This window comes from Streptomyces sp. NPDC058964, assembly GCF_042741275.1.
Taxonomy (GTDB): Bacteria; Actinomycetota; Actinomycetes; order Streptomycetales; family Streptomycetaceae; genus Streptomyces.
In genome coordinates, this window is record NZ_JBHYKH010000177.1 from 1 (window position 1) to 16,290 (window position 16,290).

The following is a 16,290-nucleotide window of genomic DNA, read 5'->3' on the forward strand; positions in this document are numbered from 1 at the left end:
ACCCCCGGCGGTAGCCCCGGCCATACGCGGTCTTACCCCGGCGACCTTCTCGAGGTAGTCGCGCAGCACCTGGGAACGCGACGGGTGGCGCAGCTTCGACATGGTCTTGGACTCGATCTGACGGATGCGCTCACGCGTCACGCCGTACACCTTGCCGATCTCGTCGAGGGTCTTCGGCTGACCGTCGGTGAGACCGAAGCGCATCGAGACCACGCCCGCCTCGCGCTCGGACAGGGTGTCGAGGACGGAGTGCAGCTGCTCCTGGAGGAGCGTGAAGCTGACGGCGTCGGCCGGGACGACAGCCTCGGAGTCCTCGATGAGGTCGCCGAACTCGCTGTCGCCGTCCTCGCCCAGCGGGGTGTGCAGGGAGATGGGCTCACGACCGTACTTCTGGACCTCGATGACCTTCTCCGGGGTCATGTCGAGCTCCTTGGCCAGCTCCTCCGGGGTGGGCTCGCGGCCCAGGTCCTGGAGCATCTGGCGCTGCACGCGCGCGAGCTTGTTGATGACCTCGACCATGTGCACCGGGATGCGAATGGTGCGGGCCTGGTCGGCCATGGCGCGGGTGATGGCCTGACGGATCCACCAGGTGGCGTACGTGGAGAACTTGTAGCCCTTGGTGTAGTCGAACTTCTCGACCGCGCGGATCAGACCGAGGTTGCCCTCCTGGATGAGGTCCAGGAACAGCATGCCGCGGCCCGTGTAGCGCTTCGCCAGCGAGACCACCAGACGGAGGTTGGCCTCCAGAAGGTGGTTCTTGGCGCGGCGGCCGTCCTCGGCGATGATCTCCAGCTCGCGCTTGAGCTTCGGGGCGAGCTTGTCGGCGTTGGCCAGCTTGTCCTCGGCGAACAGGCCCGCCTCGATGCGCTTGGCGAGCTCGACCTCCTGCTCGGCGTTGAGCAGGGGGACCTTGCCGATCTGCTTGAGGTAGTCCTTGACCGGGTCGGCGGTGGCGCCGGCCGCGGCGACCTGCTGCGCGGGCGCGTCGTCCTCGTCCTCGTCGGACAGCACGAAGCCGGCGCTCTCGGCGCCCTCGGGCTCCTCCGTCGCGGCCTTCGGCTCCTCGATCGCCTCGTCCTCGAGAAGCTCGGCGTCGTCCTTCTTGGCGGCGGTCTTCTTGGCCGCCGTCTTCTTGGCGGTCGCATTCTTGGCGACCGCCTTCTTCGCGGTCGTCTTCTTGGCAGCCGTCTTCTTGACCGGCGCCTGAGCCTCTTCCTCGGCGACGGCACCGGTTTCGGCGGCAGGCGCGGCCGGGGCGGCGGGCGCGGTGGCCTTCCTCGTGGTCACTGTCTTCGCCGCGACCGTCTTGGTGGCGGTGCGCTTCGCCGGACTCTTCGCTGCGACGCTCTTTCGGGTGCGCTTGGGCTCCGCGGCACTGACCATCAGCGTCACACCCTCTTCCTCGAGGATCTGGTTGAGGCTGCGCAGTACGTTCTTCCACTGAGTGGCCGGAATCTGGTCAGCTTCGAAGGCCCGACGCACGTCATCGCCGGCGATCTGCCCCTCAGCCTTTCCCCGCTCAATGAGCGCCATGACAGAGACGGACTCGGCGATCTCCGGCGGGAGCGTACGGGATGTGCTGGCCGACACGAACAACCTCTCGGAACGTTGGAAAACGGCTTCCGGCCCCGTCCAGGACGGACTGGAGCCGACCGCCGGCTTGGAATGGGCCGACGGCGCGGGCGGAGGCCGGGGAGTTGCACAGCGCCGTGAACGGCGTCCGTATTCCCTCCGCGGCTGTCACCTCTTAGGTCATCGCGTTGTTCCCACGAGCGTTACGCCCAAACCGCGTGGCCCGAGTCACACCCCGTAACTACTCAAAAACGGTCAAACATGGACAGATGATATCGCTGGTGACCTCTATCAGGACCGGGCCGACACATCCGACGGATCCGCCGCCTCGCCGTACCGCCGGACCCCGCCGGACCCCAGACGAGGATCCGGCGGGATCCGGCGGCAGACGGGTTCCGGGGCCCGGCACCGCCGTCGGCATGCGACACCCCCCGACCGCGCCGCCCGCGGGCCGGCGTCAGTGCTCGCGCGGGGCGGGTACCACGCGCTCCACCTCGGGGTGCACGGTCAGCAGCTGACGCATGGCCGCCTCGGCCGCCGCACCGTCGCCGGTGCCGAGGGCGTCGACGATCCGCGCGTGCTGCGCCAGGGACGCCTCGTTCGGCCGCTCACAGCCGGTGACCGGCCCGCCGGAGACCTGGAGGGCGGCCGACACGATGCCGGAGAGGTGCTCGAGCATGCGGTTGCCGGCGATCTGGATGAGCAGGGTGTGGAACTCGGAATCGGCGCGGGAGAAGGTGAGCGCGTCACCCTGCCCCAGGGCGTGGCTCATGATCTCGACCATGTCGGTCAGACGCTGCTGGACGTCCTCACGTCCGTGCCCGGCGGCGAGGCGAGCGGCGAGCGGCTCGATCGTCCAGCGCAGCTCGCTCAGCTCGCGCCGCTGGTCGTCGCGCTGCGGCCCGAAGGCCCGCCACTCGATGATGTCCGGATCGAGAAGATTCCAGTCGCTGACGGGACGCACGCGCGTGCCGACGTTCGGGCGGGCACTGACCAGGCCCTTGGCCTCGAGGACACGAAGGGACTCACGGACGACGGTGCGGGAGACCTCGAACCTCTGGCCGATCTCCTCGGGCACGAGCGGGCGGTCCGCGCCCAGGTCGCCCGAGACGATCATCTGACCCAGCTGCTGAACGAGTTGGCCGTGCAGTCCGCGGCCGCGACTGCCCGCGGCACGCCGGCCCACACGGCCCAGCTCCGGTTCCGCACCGTCCCAGACAGGCGCTCCGACGCGGTCGACGGCGGCGGTCTCCGCGTAGGGGTAACGGTCGAGTTCGCCCGGGCCGACGAGACCAGAGTCTGCGGAGCGGGCGGCGGTCATCATGGTGTGCGCAAGGGTACTCACGGATCCTTTGTCGGCGCCGTCTCCAACTCCCTTGAGGTCTTTGGTGAAAAGCACACGAAAGGGTGATCGCTCACCCCGTCGCAATTGACGCCTTATCGGAAAGAAACGGGCGCTCTTCGGGGAGTTGTGCGCAAGGCCGGATCGGGAGCGTGCGCACGGTCGTCATCGGGCCCTGCTCCGCAGGGTCGTGAGCACATACGCGCAGAGCAGAGCGGTCAGCGACAACGTCAGCGCTCCGCCCACCGGTTGGGCGAGAACCCGAACCACCCCGGTCAGATAGCGCTCGCCCCCGAAGGGCCACTGCACCAGGAAGACCTCTCGCATGCGCACCGAGAACCCCGTCGCCGTCCGTACCGTCGGCCCCTCCAGCACCTTCTGTACCAGCGGTACGACCATGACGGGGACGGCGAGCACCGCGGCGAGCCCGGCCGCCGTGGACCGGAAGACACCCGCGGCCAGCACTCCGGCCCAGGCGCACCCGACCACGAGTCCGAACCAACTCCCCGTCATCGAAAACCAGTCCGCGGGAACCTGCGTGAGTCCCCGGCCGTATACGAGATAGAGCGCTTCCGCGTCGCAGCCCACGGTGAGGAAAGCCAGCATCAGCGCCGTGGCCCCGGAGACGAGGAGTTTCGCGGTGAGCAGCCCCAGTCGGCGGGGCACGGTGCCGCGGTCCGCCGCCAGGGCAGGGTGGCGGAACTCGTCACCGAAGGCCAGCGCGCCGAGCAGCCCGGCACCGAGCGCCGCGGGCGGCAGGGGCAGTTCCTGCGGCCACGCCGCGAACAGGCGCGCCTGCGGGGTGTGGCCGAGGCGAGCGAGCAGTACGGCGGTGAGCACGGACACCACGAGCACGGCACCGCAGGTGACGAAGCCGGTGGCGATGCTGGTGGCGCGACGGAGTTCGTAGCCGAGCGGGCGGAGAGGGCTGGGGGCGGGGCGGACGGAGATGGGGGGCGGGAGAGGCGACGGCCCGCCGGGCGTGAGGGGCTCCGCGGAGCGCTGGGAGCCGGCCCGGGTCCGGGCCCCGATCGTGTGGTGGGAACGCGAGGCAGTGGTGGGTGCGGGTGGGGTGGGGCTGCCGGGTTCCGGATCGTCACCGGCTTCCGGTGCATCCGCGGTCGGCGTCGCGACACCTACGTGGGAGCGTGGCTGCTCGTTCCCGGCGGGGAGCAGATCGGTGGCGAGTCTCTGTGGTGCTGGGCTCGGTGGTGCTTCCGGAGCGGCCTGGCCGCCGGCGGGCACCGACGGGTCGGGCGCCTTGAGCTCGTCGAGGCCCTGCGCCTGGCCCCGGTCGTCGGATCGGTCACCGACGAGCTGCGGCAGGTCCGCGGGCGCAGCATCGCCGGGCCTCTCCGCCCGATCCGCGGCCGGCGAACCACCGAGCGCGTACAGCCGCGCCGCGGGCACCCGACCGCCAGCTGTCTCCAACTGGTCCACGGCCGCCCGTCCGCCGGGCATCTCCGGATGTTCCGCCGCCTGCGGTTCGCCGGAGGGTCCCGATCGGTCCGCCGCAGCCTCCGCGCTCTCCGTCGGCTCGCCGGCCGAGATGGGCCCGTCCGACGGGAGCACCCCGGCTCCCGGCCCCATATCCCCCGTCTCGTCGGCAAGTTGATGGACGAGGATGCCGTGACGGAAGGCGATCTCGCCAACGTCGGCGGTCGAACTGCCGTACACCGAGAGGCGGTTGGCTCCCTCTCGTACGATCTCGACGGAAAGCCGGGCGGTGCGGGCCTCCTTGGTGAGCACAGCCGCGAGGCGGGCGGCGTGCGGGCTGCGGACCGCCACGCGGGGGCGCAGCCGGGTACGACCGAACTCCGCCGCCTCCTGGTCGGCGACAAGCCTGCCGCGCTCCAGGGTGACGACCCGGTCGGCGGCGCGTGCGGCCTCCTTGGAGTCGGCCGTGGTGTACAGGACCGTGCCGCCCTCGGCCGCGTGCGCCCGGAGCATGTCATGCAGCCAGCGGGCCTCGCGGGCGGACAGCCCGCGGGTGGGGGTGTCCAGAACGAGTGTGTGCGGGTCGGGCAGCAGGGCGCAGGCCAGGCCGAGCCGGCGGTCCATGCCGCGTGACAGCGTGCCCACCCGCTCGTCACGCAGGCCGGCCAGGCCGACCACTTCGAGAACTTCGTCGGCGCGCCGGGCGGGAACCCCCGTCGCGGCACACAGCATGCGCAGATGTGCCCGGACCGAGCGGGCCGGATGCGCGGGTACGTCTCCCAGGAGCACGCCCACTTCACGCGACGGGTGGGCGATGCGGTGCAGGGGCCGGCCCCTGAAGCAGGTGATGCCGCGGCCTGGCTGGAGTTCGAGCATCAACCGGAGCGCCGTCGTCTTGCCCGCGCCCGGCGCGCCGAGGAGCGCGGTGACACGGCCCGCGCGCGCCTCGAAGGAAATGTCGTCGAGGGCGGGCGGGTTCGCCTTGCGGGGTTTGCTGGTCAGTCCGAAGGCCTGGATCATCTGCAGCAAGATAGCGCGCGGTGTCCGATTTTTCGGGTATCAACCGATCTATCCCGCGATGAGCACCCCTTCGGATCGGCCTCCTGTTCCCCGTTCGGCAGTTCAGGCCGACCCCGCTGCCCCCTTCCTGCGGGTCACCGGTCGCCGAAGCCTTGCGTCACACCACGGGGCGCAGCATCGGAGGGTTGAGCAGTGTGGCGCCGCCGGCACGGAAGAGCTGGGCGGGACGACCACCCTGGCGTGTGGTCGTGCCGCCGGTGGGGACCAGGAATCCGGGGGTGCCGGTCACCTTGCGGTGGAAGTTGCGCGGGTCGAGTGCCACGCCCCATACGGCCTCGTACACGCGACGCAGCTCGCCGACGGTGAATTCGGGCGGGCAGAACGCGGTGGCCAGCGACGAGTACTCGATCTTGGAGCGGGCCCGCTCCACCCCGTCGGCCAGGATCTGGGCGTGATCGAAGGCAAGCGGCGCCACCGGCTCGCCGTCACGGCCGTAACCACCCTGCTGCAGCAGTTCCTCCACCGGCGCCCAGCGCGCGTTGCTGGCGTCCCCGCCCGCACGCGGCGCCGGCAGATCGGGCGCGAGGGCGAGGTGGGCGACGCTGACCACACGCATACGGGGATCCCGCTTGGGGTCGCCGTAGGTCGCGAGCTGTTCGAGGTGGGCGCCACCGTCCTGGACCGGGGCGGAGGGGTCGTGGGCGTGCAGCCCGGTCTCCTCGGCGAGCTCGCGTGCCGCGGCCTGCGCCAGGTCCTCGTCGTCCCGTACAAAGCCACCGGGCAGCGCCCAGCGCCCCTGGAACGGAGGCTCACCCCTACGCACCGCCAGCGCGCACAGGGCATGGCGGCGCACGGTCAGCACGACCAGGTCCACGGTGACGGCGAAGGGCGGAAAGGCTGACGGGTCGTAGGGCATGCGGCGATCATAGTCGTCTTCCTGACGATAAACACTCCCCTCTCCAACCACAGCGACGGCTGATCCACTTCCGTCCGGTATGGGGACCATGGATCGGCTCCTGATTCACTCAAGGATCACGTCGTACGAGGTCACACCCCCAACTGCAGGCCGTCCGCCACCTCCTCGGCCATGGCGAGCCCGAAGGCGGCTCACCCGCACCGAGAAGGGTGCGCCCGCGATCCGCAGCCCGGTGGGACCCAGCTCGCCACGGGTGCGCTGCGCACGGGGCGCACGGGGACCGGTCCCGCCCGGGCGTCCGGGCGGATGCCCGCGAGCGTGGTGAGGAGGAGGACTGCGGAGGCCGCCGCCGTGGCCGCCGGGCGGCGGGCCGCCGGGTCGGGAAGGGGGCGCTCCGGTCCGAACGCTGCTCTCCCGCGATCGTCTCGGGCAGCCGGTGGCGGACGTGGTCGGCCGCCGCGAGGATACCGTGCGGCAGGCCGCCGGCCTCCTTCTCGTAGCCCGCCGCGGCCAGCCCGGCGACGGCGAGCGCCGTCTCATGGACACGTACGGCCCCGGCCCGGTGGCCGAACGGGTTGTACCCCGGCTCCGTCACGTCCAGCCCGCGCAGTCCCCAGCCCGAGTCGAGGACCGGGGCGCCGAGCAGCCGGGCGAGCTGTCCGGTCTGCGCGCCGTCGAGCAGACCCGGTGCCCGTTCTCCCTCTCCGAGCAGACCGGTGTCCAGGAGATGAACGGCGGCGGCGGTCCGGCCGAACACCGGAACGACCGAGCCGCCGCTCATGCATCCCCCTCCATTCCGTTGCCGCCCCTCCGGGTGCCGTCCGACGCCGCGTCGCCGCGTCGCTTGTCGCCCTTCCCAGCCGCACGCGTGCGCGTACCGGCAGGCCGGGTTGTGCCGTGGCGGGTTCGGCCCGGGGCCGGGGTGCGTGAATGCGTGCCGTCGGGCCGGGGCCGTCGGCTGTCCGCCCGAGCCGGGCGTGGGATGCCGTCGGCGCCGTCGGCCGGACGCGCGCGATGCCGTCGCGGGGAGCCCGGCTCCGAGACGTCCCGCCTCGTCGTGACCGCATCACCCTCCCCGCTCTTCTCCGCATCGGTTTCCGTCTCCGTTCGTCCCGCGCGCTCGGCGCGCAGGCAGCGGCGGATCGCCTCAGGGTCCAGGCCCTCGTTGCAGGCCTGGTGCAGAAGTCGGGCGAACAGGTAGTCCGGATCCGCGCCCAGTGCCATCGCCAGCGCTTCCCTGGCCTCGAGGTCGTCTCCGGTGGACCAGGCGACCCAGCCCGCGAGGGTGAGAGGCGCGGCGGCGTGTTCGCCGTACGGTCCGACGCACCGGCGGGCCAGCGCGCGCCACAGGCGCAGGGCCGGCGCGGCCTCGTCTCCCTCCATCCACGCGGCGGCCCTGTCCCGGGTCGTGCGGTCCTGCAGGCCGAGGATCAGCGCCGCCGCCTCCTCGTGCGTGAGCAGTTCGTCGTCGCGAAGATCCGCGGGCAGCGCGCCGGACACCGCGGACACCGCGGCGAACCGCTTGATGACGCGCTCGGCGAGGCCGACGGTGGCCTCCGCGACGTCCCCGCGGGTCGTGTCGTCGAGGATCCTGGGCACCACGGCCATGCCGACCGTGTCCAGCACGATCTCCTGCTCGAGCGCGGCGGAGGTCTCCCAGGGGAGCAGCCTGCTCCGCAACTCGCGCAACGTGCCGCGCACTTGGATCCCGGCGTAGGTGGCCGCGGCCGCGAGCACCGAGGTGCCGGGCAGCCCCATCGGCGATCCCTCGTCCGGACAGCATCCCGCGTTCGGGCAGCAGTACGACCAGAACCGGCCGTCCGAGATGCACAGTGCCTCGATGACAGGCACGTCGAGCCGGCCGCACTCGGTCCGCAGCCGCTGGGCGAGCGGGCGCAGGCGGCGCATGACGTCCCGGCCCGACTCGCCCTTCGCCGGTTCCTGGCAGACATAGGCGACCATCTGCTCGGGCCGGGCTCCTCTGCGCTCGCTGCCGGCCACCAGACCCTGGGCCAGCTGCCGGGCGACCGGCTCCCAGTCGTCCGTGCTCGCGGGGATGCCGAGCCGGGCCCGGCCGCCGAAGCGGCCGCGTCCGCCCCGGTCGTGGAGAGCCACCAGCACGATGCTGTCCTCGGGGCGGTAGCCGAGGAGATACGGCAGGGCGTCGGCCAGTTCGGCCGGGGTGCGCAGGGTGACCTGGCTTTCGTGCGCCGTGGGTCCGAAGTCCGTCGCGCGCTCTTCCTCTCGCGCTTTGCCCTCGGTGGGCCCGAGATGTGTGCCGTCCCCCGTGATGTCACCGTTTTCGGAAGATCCAGTCGTTTCGCTGTGATTCGTCATGCACAGACGATCTCGCGGATCTTGAGACTCCGCTTGAGCCTGTGGATAAGTCCGAGCAGGTGCACGACAATGTGGTGGACCTTCCGGTCGGCCATCCACAGACCGCCCGGATGTCGGTCCCGTCCTGTTGTATGGAACGCATGGAGCACACGAGCAACGCGGACCTCCGGACACAGGCCGACCTCGTCCTCGCCCGTCTCGTCGGGGACACCTCGGGCGAGGCCCGGCTGCGCGAGGACCAGTGGCGGGCGATCGAGGCGCTGGTCGCCGACCGGCGCCGGGCCCTGGTCGTCCAGCGCACGGGATGGGGCAAGTCGGCCGTCTACTTCGTGGCGACCTCGCTGCTGCGCGCCCGGGGCAGCGGACCGACCGTGATCGTCTCGCCGCTCCTCGCGCTGATGCGCAACCAGGTGGAGGCGGCGGCCCGCGCCGGTATCCACGCCCGGACCATCAACTCCTCCAACACCGAGGAGTGGGACGCCATCCAGGCAGAGATCGCGGCGGGCGACGTCGACGTCCTGCTCGTCAGCCCGGAACGCCTCAACAACCCCGACTTCCGGGACCAGGTCCTGCCCAAACTGGCCGCGGCCACCGGGCTGCTCGTCGTGGACGAGGCCCACTGCATCTCCGACTGGGGCCACGACTTCCGTCCCGACTACCGGCGCCTGCGCACCATGCTCGCCGACCTCCCGCCAGGCGTTCCCGTACTGGCCACCACGGCCACGGCCAATGCGCGTGTGACCGCCGACGTCGCGGAGCAACTGGGCACCGGAGGTACCTCGGACGCGCTGGTGCTGCGCGGTCCGCTGGACCGGGAGAGCCTGAGCCTGGGCGTAATCCGGCTGCCCGACGCCGCGCACCGCATGGCCTGGCTCGCCGACCACCTGAGCGACCTGCCGGGGTCCGGCATCGTCTACACGCTCACCGTGGCCGCGGCCGAGGAGGTCGCCGCCTTCCTCAGGCAGCGGGGACACGCCGTCGCCTCGTACACGGGGAAGACCGAGAACGCGGACCGGCAGCAGGCCGAGGACGACCTGCTAGCGAACAGGGTCAAGGCGCTGATCGCCACCTCCGCGCTCGGCATGGGCTTCGACAAGCCCGACCTCGGTTTCGTGGTGCACCTGGGATCGCCCTCCTCCCCCATCGCGTACTACCAGCAGGTCGGCCGCGCCGGGCGCGGTGTCGAGCATGCCGAGGTGCTCCTCCTGCCGGGCAGGGAGGACGAGGCGATCTGGGAGTACTTCGCGTCGCTCGCCTTCCCGTCCGAGGACCTGGTGCGCCGCACCCTGGACGTCCTGTCCCGGGCGGCCGGCCCCGTATCCCTGCCCGCTCTCGAGCCTCTGGTGGAGCTGCGCCGCTCACGTCTGGAGACCATGCTGAAGGTTCTCGATGTCGACGGTGCGGTCAGGCGCGTCAAGGGCGGCTGGATCGCGACCGGGCAGCCGTGGACGTACGAGTCCGACCGTTACGAGTGGGTGGCACGGCAGCGGAAGACCGAGCAGCAGGCGATGCGCGAATACGCCTCCACGACCGGCTGCCGGATGGAGTACCTCCAGCGGCAGCTCGACGACGAGGGCGCGAAGCCCTGCGGCCGCTGTGACAACTGCGCGGGGCCGCGCTTCACGGCGGACGCCTCGACGATCGCACTGGACGCCGCGCGCGCCGACCTGGGCCGGGCGGGAGTCGAAGTGGAACCACGGCGCATGTGGCCGACCGGGCTCCCGGCGATCGGCATTGATCTCAAGGGACGTATTCCCGCCGGAGAACAGGCGTCCGCGGGCCGGGCGCTGGGACGACTGTCGGACATCGGCTGGGGCAACCGGCTGCGACCGATGCTCGCGCCCCAGACACCGGACGCTCCCGTACCCGACGATGTGTCGAAGGCCGTGGTGGGGGTGCTGGCCGACTGGGCCAAGGGGCCGGGCGGCTGGGCTTCCGGCACGGAAGGCGCGCCGCCCCGCCCCGTGGGTGTGGTCACCGTCGCCTCGCGCACCAGGCCGCGGCTGATCCACTCCCTGGGCACGCGCATCGCGGAGATCGGCCGGCTGCCTCTGCTGGGCTCCGTGGAGTATGCAGGAGAGGCGCCACGGGGCTCCCGCAGCAACAGCGCACAGCGCCTGAAGGATCTGGACGGTGTACTGGCCGTCCCGCCTGCCCTCGCCGAGGCCCTCACCGAGGCCCGAGGACCTGTCCTGCTCGTGGACGACTACACGGAGACCGGCTGGACCCTGGCTGTCGCGGCCCGGCTCCTGAGGAAGTCCGGCGCGCAAGGAGTGTTGCCGCTGGTACTGGCCGTACAGGGCTGATCACAATGCATGCGCCGCCGACCCGTCGGCCACGCACGAACGTGTCCCGCTCGAACGCCTCGTGCGTCGCACGGCACTCCAGAGGGTAGGGATATAAGCCACGCATCGCCAGATAACAGACGGTGGCCCCAATTGCTCGTTGCCGCATCCAAGTTCGACAGGAAGAATTGAAGTCCGCTCCCCGCACGGCTCGCTCGTGGTCCGGTTGGGCTTTGCTGCGGTGCGCGCTCCCCCGAATCCGACCCCGCCCGCAGTGTGGGCGCGTAGCCGAAGGGAGGAACGTGACCTTCGGATTCGCTCAGTCCTCGGCGTCCTCGATGTCGACGTCCGCGTCCGCCACTTCCGCAAGTCGTCTGCTCGAGCCCGCCGAGTGGGCCGCCGCGGGTATCCCGCTGCTGCGCAATCCCCGCGAGGTCGTCAGCGGGCTGCACACACGGCACGGTCCCGGGCCGGCCACAGCGGTCGTGGCCGTCCTCGATCCGGAGGAACGGCTGCTGGCGAGCGCCTCGTTCGTCCGTCGCTCCGCCCCGGCCGACGGCTGGATGTTCCGCAATGCGCTGCTCGCTCAGCTGCGCCAGGTGATTCCGCACGACCTGCGGCGCCGCACGCCTGTGCGCACGGCCGTGCTCCTGTACTGCCGCGAGGGGGACGCGCGTTGGACCGAGGAGGACGGGGCATGGATGTGGGGGCTGCGTGACGCCTGCACCCTGCACGGGCTGCGCTGCGGGGCGTACATCACCCTGACGCGCGACGGCTGGCAGGTGCTCGGCGAGGGCCGCGGGGGACGCCGTCCGAGCGCGGACTCGGCACCGGAACCCTGGGGCCTTTCGGACGTCCCGCCCCTGTCGCCCCGCACCGGCGGCGCCATGTCGGACGTCCTGCGCCGGGCCGCGGCCCGCTGAGGACTGCCGACGCCGTCCTCACCCGCGCCGAGAAGCTCCCACGGGGCGCGAGGGCGGCGTACGCGAAGACGGGACGACGGCTGAACGGCGGGGATACTCCACGGCCGAGCCCTGAAGGCGTGACGGGTCCGTCGGCGCGTGACCGAAGCCCGGACCGGGCGCGCGGGGCGGCAACAGCGACCGCGCGCTGCTGCAGCCCCTCGGACATGCCGTACGCCGGACCGCGGACCGGTATGACGCCCAGGGACCCGCCGCCGACCGGGCACCCGTCTGCGTGCCCGCGGCCGGCCACGGCCACCCGTCGGTCCGGCGGCAGCCCCTCGGCAGGGAAAACGGCAACCGCCGGAATCCGGGAACGCCAAAGGGCCCACCGTGCAGGTGCCGCCACGGCGGCACCCCGGTCACCCTCGATGCCACCGAAGGTGCCGGACAGGGCTCAGACGCCCGCGCCCAGCAGCGAGTTGATCTGCTGCGGGTCACCGCAGACGATCAGCAGGGCACCGGCCCGGGCATGGGCCAGTGGCAGGGCACCGGCCGCAGCGGCGGAGGGACCGCCGTTCACGGCGACCACGACGACGGGACGGGACGCGGCACGCGAGACCACGGCGGCGTCCGCGTAGAAGACGTCGTCACCCGCGTCGTGCTGCGCCCAGTAGGAAGCTTCACCGAAGGACAACTCGTGGTCGGCCCACGGGTGCTGTGCACCGGTGGTGATCACCAGCACGTCACCGGGGGCACGGCCCGAGTCCAGGAGCAGGTCCACTGCTTCCTCGGCGGCGTCGAGGGCACCCTCGACCGAGGCCGGGATCAGCTGGATCTGCGGCGTCGCCGCAGCAGCGGCGGGAGCGGCCGGACCCGATGGGCCCGGCTTGGCAGCGGCCACCTCGCGCGGCGTACGTTGCATCGGCGGCGCGGGCCGGAGAGGGCCTGGACGACCGGGACGCGACGGAGCCGCGGGGCGGGGGCCGGGTACGGGGCGGGGGGTCGGCGCGGTACGGCCACTGGCCGGAGTGGCGCGGGGACCCTGGGCACTCTCGTGAATCTGAGGCTCCTCGGGAATGAGAGGCATGAGCTGATATTTATCAAACGTTGGTGCGGCTCGCTTGACCGGGTGGCACAACAGTGCGAGCGGAACCGTCAGAAATCGAAGCCGAGCTGACCCTCGATCTCCGGAACGCTTCCATCCGCCCAGCTGCGGACCTTCTTGAGGTGCCGCCACTGGGGCAGCGCATCAAGATACGCCCACGACAACCGGTGGTACGGGGTGGGGCCCCGGACCTCCAGTGCGGCCCTGTGCACGGGCGACGGATACCCGGCGTTGTCCGCAAAACCGAAGTCTGCATGGTCGATACCCAGTTCGGCCATCATTTTGTCGCGCTGAACCTTGGCGATCACCGAAGCCGCCGCGACCACCACGCAGGAGCGGTCGCCCTTGATCACCGTGCGGACCTTCCAGGGGGCCCCGAGGTAATCATGCTTCCCGTCGAGGATCACCGCGTCGGGACGGACCGGCAAGGCCTCCAGAGCGCGCACCGCGGCGATCCGCAGCGCCGCCGTCATCCCCAGTTCGTCGATCTCCTCCGGCGAGGCGTGTCCCAGGGCGTAGGCGGTCACCCACTTGCGCAGTTCCTCGGAAAGCGCCGTGCGGCGCTTGACGGTGAGCAGCTTGGAGTCGGTGAGACCCTCGGGCGGACGACGGAGTCCGGTGACCGCAGCACAGACGGTGACGGGCCCGGCCCAGGCGCCGCGTCCCACCTCGTCGACACCGGCGATGACCTTCGCTCCGATCGTGGCGCGAAGGGAGCGCTCGACGGTGTGAGTAGGCGGTTCGTACGGCATGGCGCCCTTAGCCTACGCCGCCGGGATCACCGGGCGACACCCCGGTTTCCCTGAGCGACCTCGAGGCTGCCGCACACCGGAATCAGGCCCCGCCCGGCCGCAGCAGCGGAAGCATCAGTTCGTCGATCATCTCTTCGAGATCCCGGTCGCTCCATTCGCTTCCGCACATCTTGGACCGGTACATCATCATCGCCGGAATCGCATCGAAGACATAGCCGTTCGCCGCATCGGGGCGAACCTCACCCCGCTCTATTCCACGGGTGATGACCTCGCGCAACAGCTTGATGGTCGGCTCCACGACCCCCTCGACGATCACTCCATGGAAGCGCTCGGCCTGCAGATGATCACATTCGTGAATCACCGCGCGAAGGGCGAAACCAGGTCGCGAGAACATCGCCCGACGCGCCTGACGGCACAGGGCGAGCAGGTCCTCGCGCACGGCCCCCAGATCGGGTGCCTCCTCAAGACGCGGCAACCCGGCCTGGAGCGCGTCGGCAACCAGGTCCTCCTTGGACGGCCAGCGGCGATAGACGGCCGCCTTGCCGGTCTGCGCGCCGGCGGCGACACCCTCCATCGTGAGGCCCTTCCAGCCGACCGTACTGAGCTGCTCCAGCGCGGCGTCCAGGATCGCGCGTTCGAGCACGGCGCCGCGTCGGCGGAGGGAGGCCGTCTGAGCGGAGGCGGCCGCCCAACGCGAGGTAACCATCTGAGTTTCTCCAGCGAGCAAGGGGAAGCGGGGATTCCGGAACAGTGGACACATCGCGCGCCGACAGCGGGGGACGCGACGCGCGATGCCGAGCTAAGTGAACGCTTGCGTTCTCTGTTGGGGACTCACTACCGTTGACGGGACAGTGAACGCCTGCGTTCACTAACGCCTTCGTGGGGGACCCATAGTGACAACCTCTCAGCTGATTCAGGAAGACAAACCAGGAGCGGCCCGCCGGGAGGGACACCCCGGTATCGCGCTCGCCGTCATCGCGGCCTGCCAACTCATGGTGGTACTCGACGCGACGATTGTGAACATCGCTCTCCCGCACATTCAAGAAGCGCTCAAGTTCAGCACCACGGACCTGACATGGGTGGTCAGCGCCTACACACTGACCTTCGGAGGCCTGCTCCTGCTCGGCGCGCGGGCCGGTGACATCCTCGGCCGCCGCCGGGTGTTCATGACCGGCATCCTGCTGTTCACCTTCGCCTCGCTGCTCGGCGGCCTCGCCCAGGAACCCTGGCAACTGCTCGCCGCACGCGCCCTGCAGGGCATGGGTGGCGCGATTGCTTCGCCCGCGTCGCTCGCACTGATCACCACCACCTTCCCCGAAGGCCCTGAGCGGAACCGGGCGTTCGGTGTCTTCGCGGCCGTGTCCGCCGGAGGCGGAGCCATCGGTCTGCTGGCGGGCGGCATGCTCACCGACTGGCTCGACTGGCGTTGGGTGCTCTTCGTCAACGTGCCCATCGGCCTGCTCATCGCCGCCCTGACCCCGCTGTACATCACCGAGTCCGAACGGCACCCCGGTCGCTTCGACGTGGCGGGCGCGCTGACCTCGACCGCGGGTATGGCATCGCTCGTGTACGGCTTCATCCGCGCCTCGGAAGAGGGATGGCGCGACAGCCTGACCCTCGGGTCCTTCGGCGCCGCCGTGCTGCTGCTGCTGGCCTTCGTCCTCATCGAGATGCGCGCCAAGGAGCCGATCACCCCGCTGAAGATGTTCGCCGACCGCAACCGTTCCGGCACCTACGTGATCATGCTGAGCCTGGCCGCCGCGATGTTCGGCATGTTCTTCTACATCGTGCTGTTCGTGCAGAACGTGCTGGGCTACAGCCCGATCAAAGCAGGCGTGGCCTTCCTTCCGGTGACGGTCGCGATCGCCGTGGGAGCGGGTCTGTCGCAGCGGTTCCTGCCCTCGCTCGGCCCCAAGCCGTTCATGATGACCGGCTCGACGCTCGTCGTGATCGGGCTCGTCTGGCAGTCGTTCATCAAGCCCGACAGCTCGTACCTCGGCGGAGTGCTCGGTCCGATGCTGGTGTTCGGGTTCGGCATGGGCCTGAACTTCGTGACGGTGACCGTGACGGCTGTCTCCGGGGTCGCCCAGCACGAGGCGGGCGCGGCGTCCGGACTTCTCAACGCCACACAGCAGGTGGGTGGTTCGCTGGGACTGTCCATCCTGACCACGGTCTTCGGAACGGCCAGCAAGGACGAGGCGAAGAAGCAGCTGCCGAAGCTCCTGGCCAACGGCTCGGCGGAGCAGAAGGCCGAGTTCGCCAAGACCCACCAGCTGCCCGCGCCCTGGGGGCACGAGGTGCTCGCCCACGGCATCTCGACGGCGTTCATCCCCGCCGCGGCGATGGCCGTGCTCGCCCTCGCCACCGCCTGGCTGGTGATCAAGGTCCGCAAGAGCGATCTCGACGCCCTCGCCGGCACTGCGGGCCCGGGGATCGGCTGACCCGACCGGCTCCGCGCCAGACCGCGGATGGCCGGACCGCGCCCGGGGGACGAAGAGCGAGGGCGACGGTCCGGCCATCCGCCATGCGGGCGTCCGGAGAAGGGAGCACCTCTCCAGCACCCGTACAAACGCCATCGCCACTCCCCCGGCCACCTGTGTGAGCTCTCCGCGGCGCGCA

The 16,290-nt window shown here is 71.0% G+C and carries 11 protein-coding genes and 1 pseudogene; 3 read left to right on the plus strand and 9 right to left on the minus strand.

Features of this window, described 5'->3' with window-relative positions:
• From ACFW2E_RS22080 to ACFW2E_RS22105, 6 genes and pseudogenes are all read right to left on the minus strand, one after another.
• The coding region (locus ACFW2E_RS22080; protein WP_384468778.1) for an RNA polymerase sigma factor at positions 1 to 1,590 on the minus strand (1,590 nt) is incomplete at its 3' end.
• Between the two features lie 439 nt (positions 1,591 to 2,029).
• Positions 2,030 to 2,917: a FadR/GntR family transcriptional regulator gene (locus ACFW2E_RS22085; RefSeq protein ID WP_384468779.1), complete on the minus strand. Its 888-nt coding sequence runs from the start codon at positions 2,915 to 2,917 to the stop codon at positions 2,030 to 2,032.
• A gap of 162 nt (positions 2,918 to 3,079) precedes the next feature.
• The gene (locus ACFW2E_RS22090; protein WP_384468780.1) at positions 3,080 to 5,371 is read right to left on the minus strand and encodes an ATP-binding cassette domain-containing protein; all 2,292 of its coding nucleotides are present in this window, start codon (positions 5,369 to 5,371) and stop codon (positions 3,080 to 3,082) included.
• Between the two features lie 157 nt (positions 5,372 to 5,528).
• Positions 5,529 to 6,287: an NUDIX domain-containing protein gene (locus ACFW2E_RS22095; RefSeq protein WP_384468781.1), complete on the minus strand. Its 759-nt coding sequence runs from the start codon at positions 6,285 to 6,287 to the stop codon at positions 5,529 to 5,531.
• A gap of 131 nt (positions 6,288 to 6,418) precedes the next feature.
• A pseudogene (locus tag ACFW2E_RS22100) lies at positions 6,419 to 7,059 on the minus strand (glycogen debranching protein); the annotation flags it as partial.
• Positions 7,060 to 7,064: 5 nt separating this feature from the next.
• A complete protein-coding gene (locus ACFW2E_RS22105; protein WP_384468782.1) occupies positions 7,065 to 8,624 on the minus strand; it encodes a DUF4192 domain-containing protein in 1,560 nt (519 codons plus the stop codon).
• Between the two features lie 140 nt (positions 8,625 to 8,764).
• Between ACFW2E_RS22105 and ACFW2E_RS22110 the strand changes: the two genes are divergently transcribed.
• Both ACFW2E_RS22110 and ACFW2E_RS22115 read left to right on the plus strand, forming a co-directional pair.
• Positions 8,765 to 10,930 (plus strand): RecQ family ATP-dependent DNA helicase, encoded by a 2,166-nt coding sequence (locus ACFW2E_RS22110; RefSeq protein ID WP_384468783.1) that lies wholly within the window; start codon positions 8,765 to 8,767, stop codon positions 10,928 to 10,930.
• Positions 10,931 to 11,211: 281 nt separating this feature from the next.
• Complete coding sequence (locus ACFW2E_RS22115) at positions 11,212 to 11,832, plus strand: hypothetical protein (RefSeq protein ID WP_384468784.1); 621 nt, start codon at positions 11,212 to 11,214, stop codon at positions 11,830 to 11,832.
• A gap of 436 nt (positions 11,833 to 12,268) precedes the next feature.
• Here the strand turns inward: ACFW2E_RS22115 and ACFW2E_RS22120 are convergent, their stop codons facing one another.
• The 3 genes from ACFW2E_RS22120 to ACFW2E_RS22130 form a co-directional block, all read right to left on the minus strand.
• On the minus strand, positions 12,269 to 12,901 hold the full coding sequence (locus ACFW2E_RS22120) for a hypothetical protein (protein WP_384468785.1): 633 nt from the start codon (positions 12,899 to 12,901) through the stop codon (positions 12,269 to 12,271).
• 68 nt (positions 12,902 to 12,969) lie between these two features.
• Positions 12,970 to 13,671 carry a ribonuclease HII gene (locus ACFW2E_RS22125; RefSeq protein WP_384468786.1) on the minus strand — a complete coding sequence of 234 codons (702 nt, stop codon included), beginning with the start codon at positions 13,669 to 13,671 and terminating at the stop codon, positions 12,970 to 12,972.
• Between the two features lie 82 nt (positions 13,672 to 13,753).
• On the minus strand, positions 13,754 to 14,377 hold the full coding sequence (locus tag ACFW2E_RS22130; RefSeq protein ID WP_384468788.1) for a TetR/AcrR family transcriptional regulator: 624 nt from the start codon (positions 14,375 to 14,377) through the stop codon (positions 13,754 to 13,756).
• 187 nt (positions 14,378 to 14,564) lie between these two features.
• Between ACFW2E_RS22130 and ACFW2E_RS22135 the strand changes: the two genes are divergently transcribed.
• A complete protein-coding gene (locus ACFW2E_RS22135; protein ID WP_384468787.1) occupies positions 14,565 to 16,112 on the plus strand; it encodes an MFS transporter in 1,548 nt (515 codons plus the stop codon).
• Positions 16,113 to 16,290 lie beyond the last annotated feature (178 nt).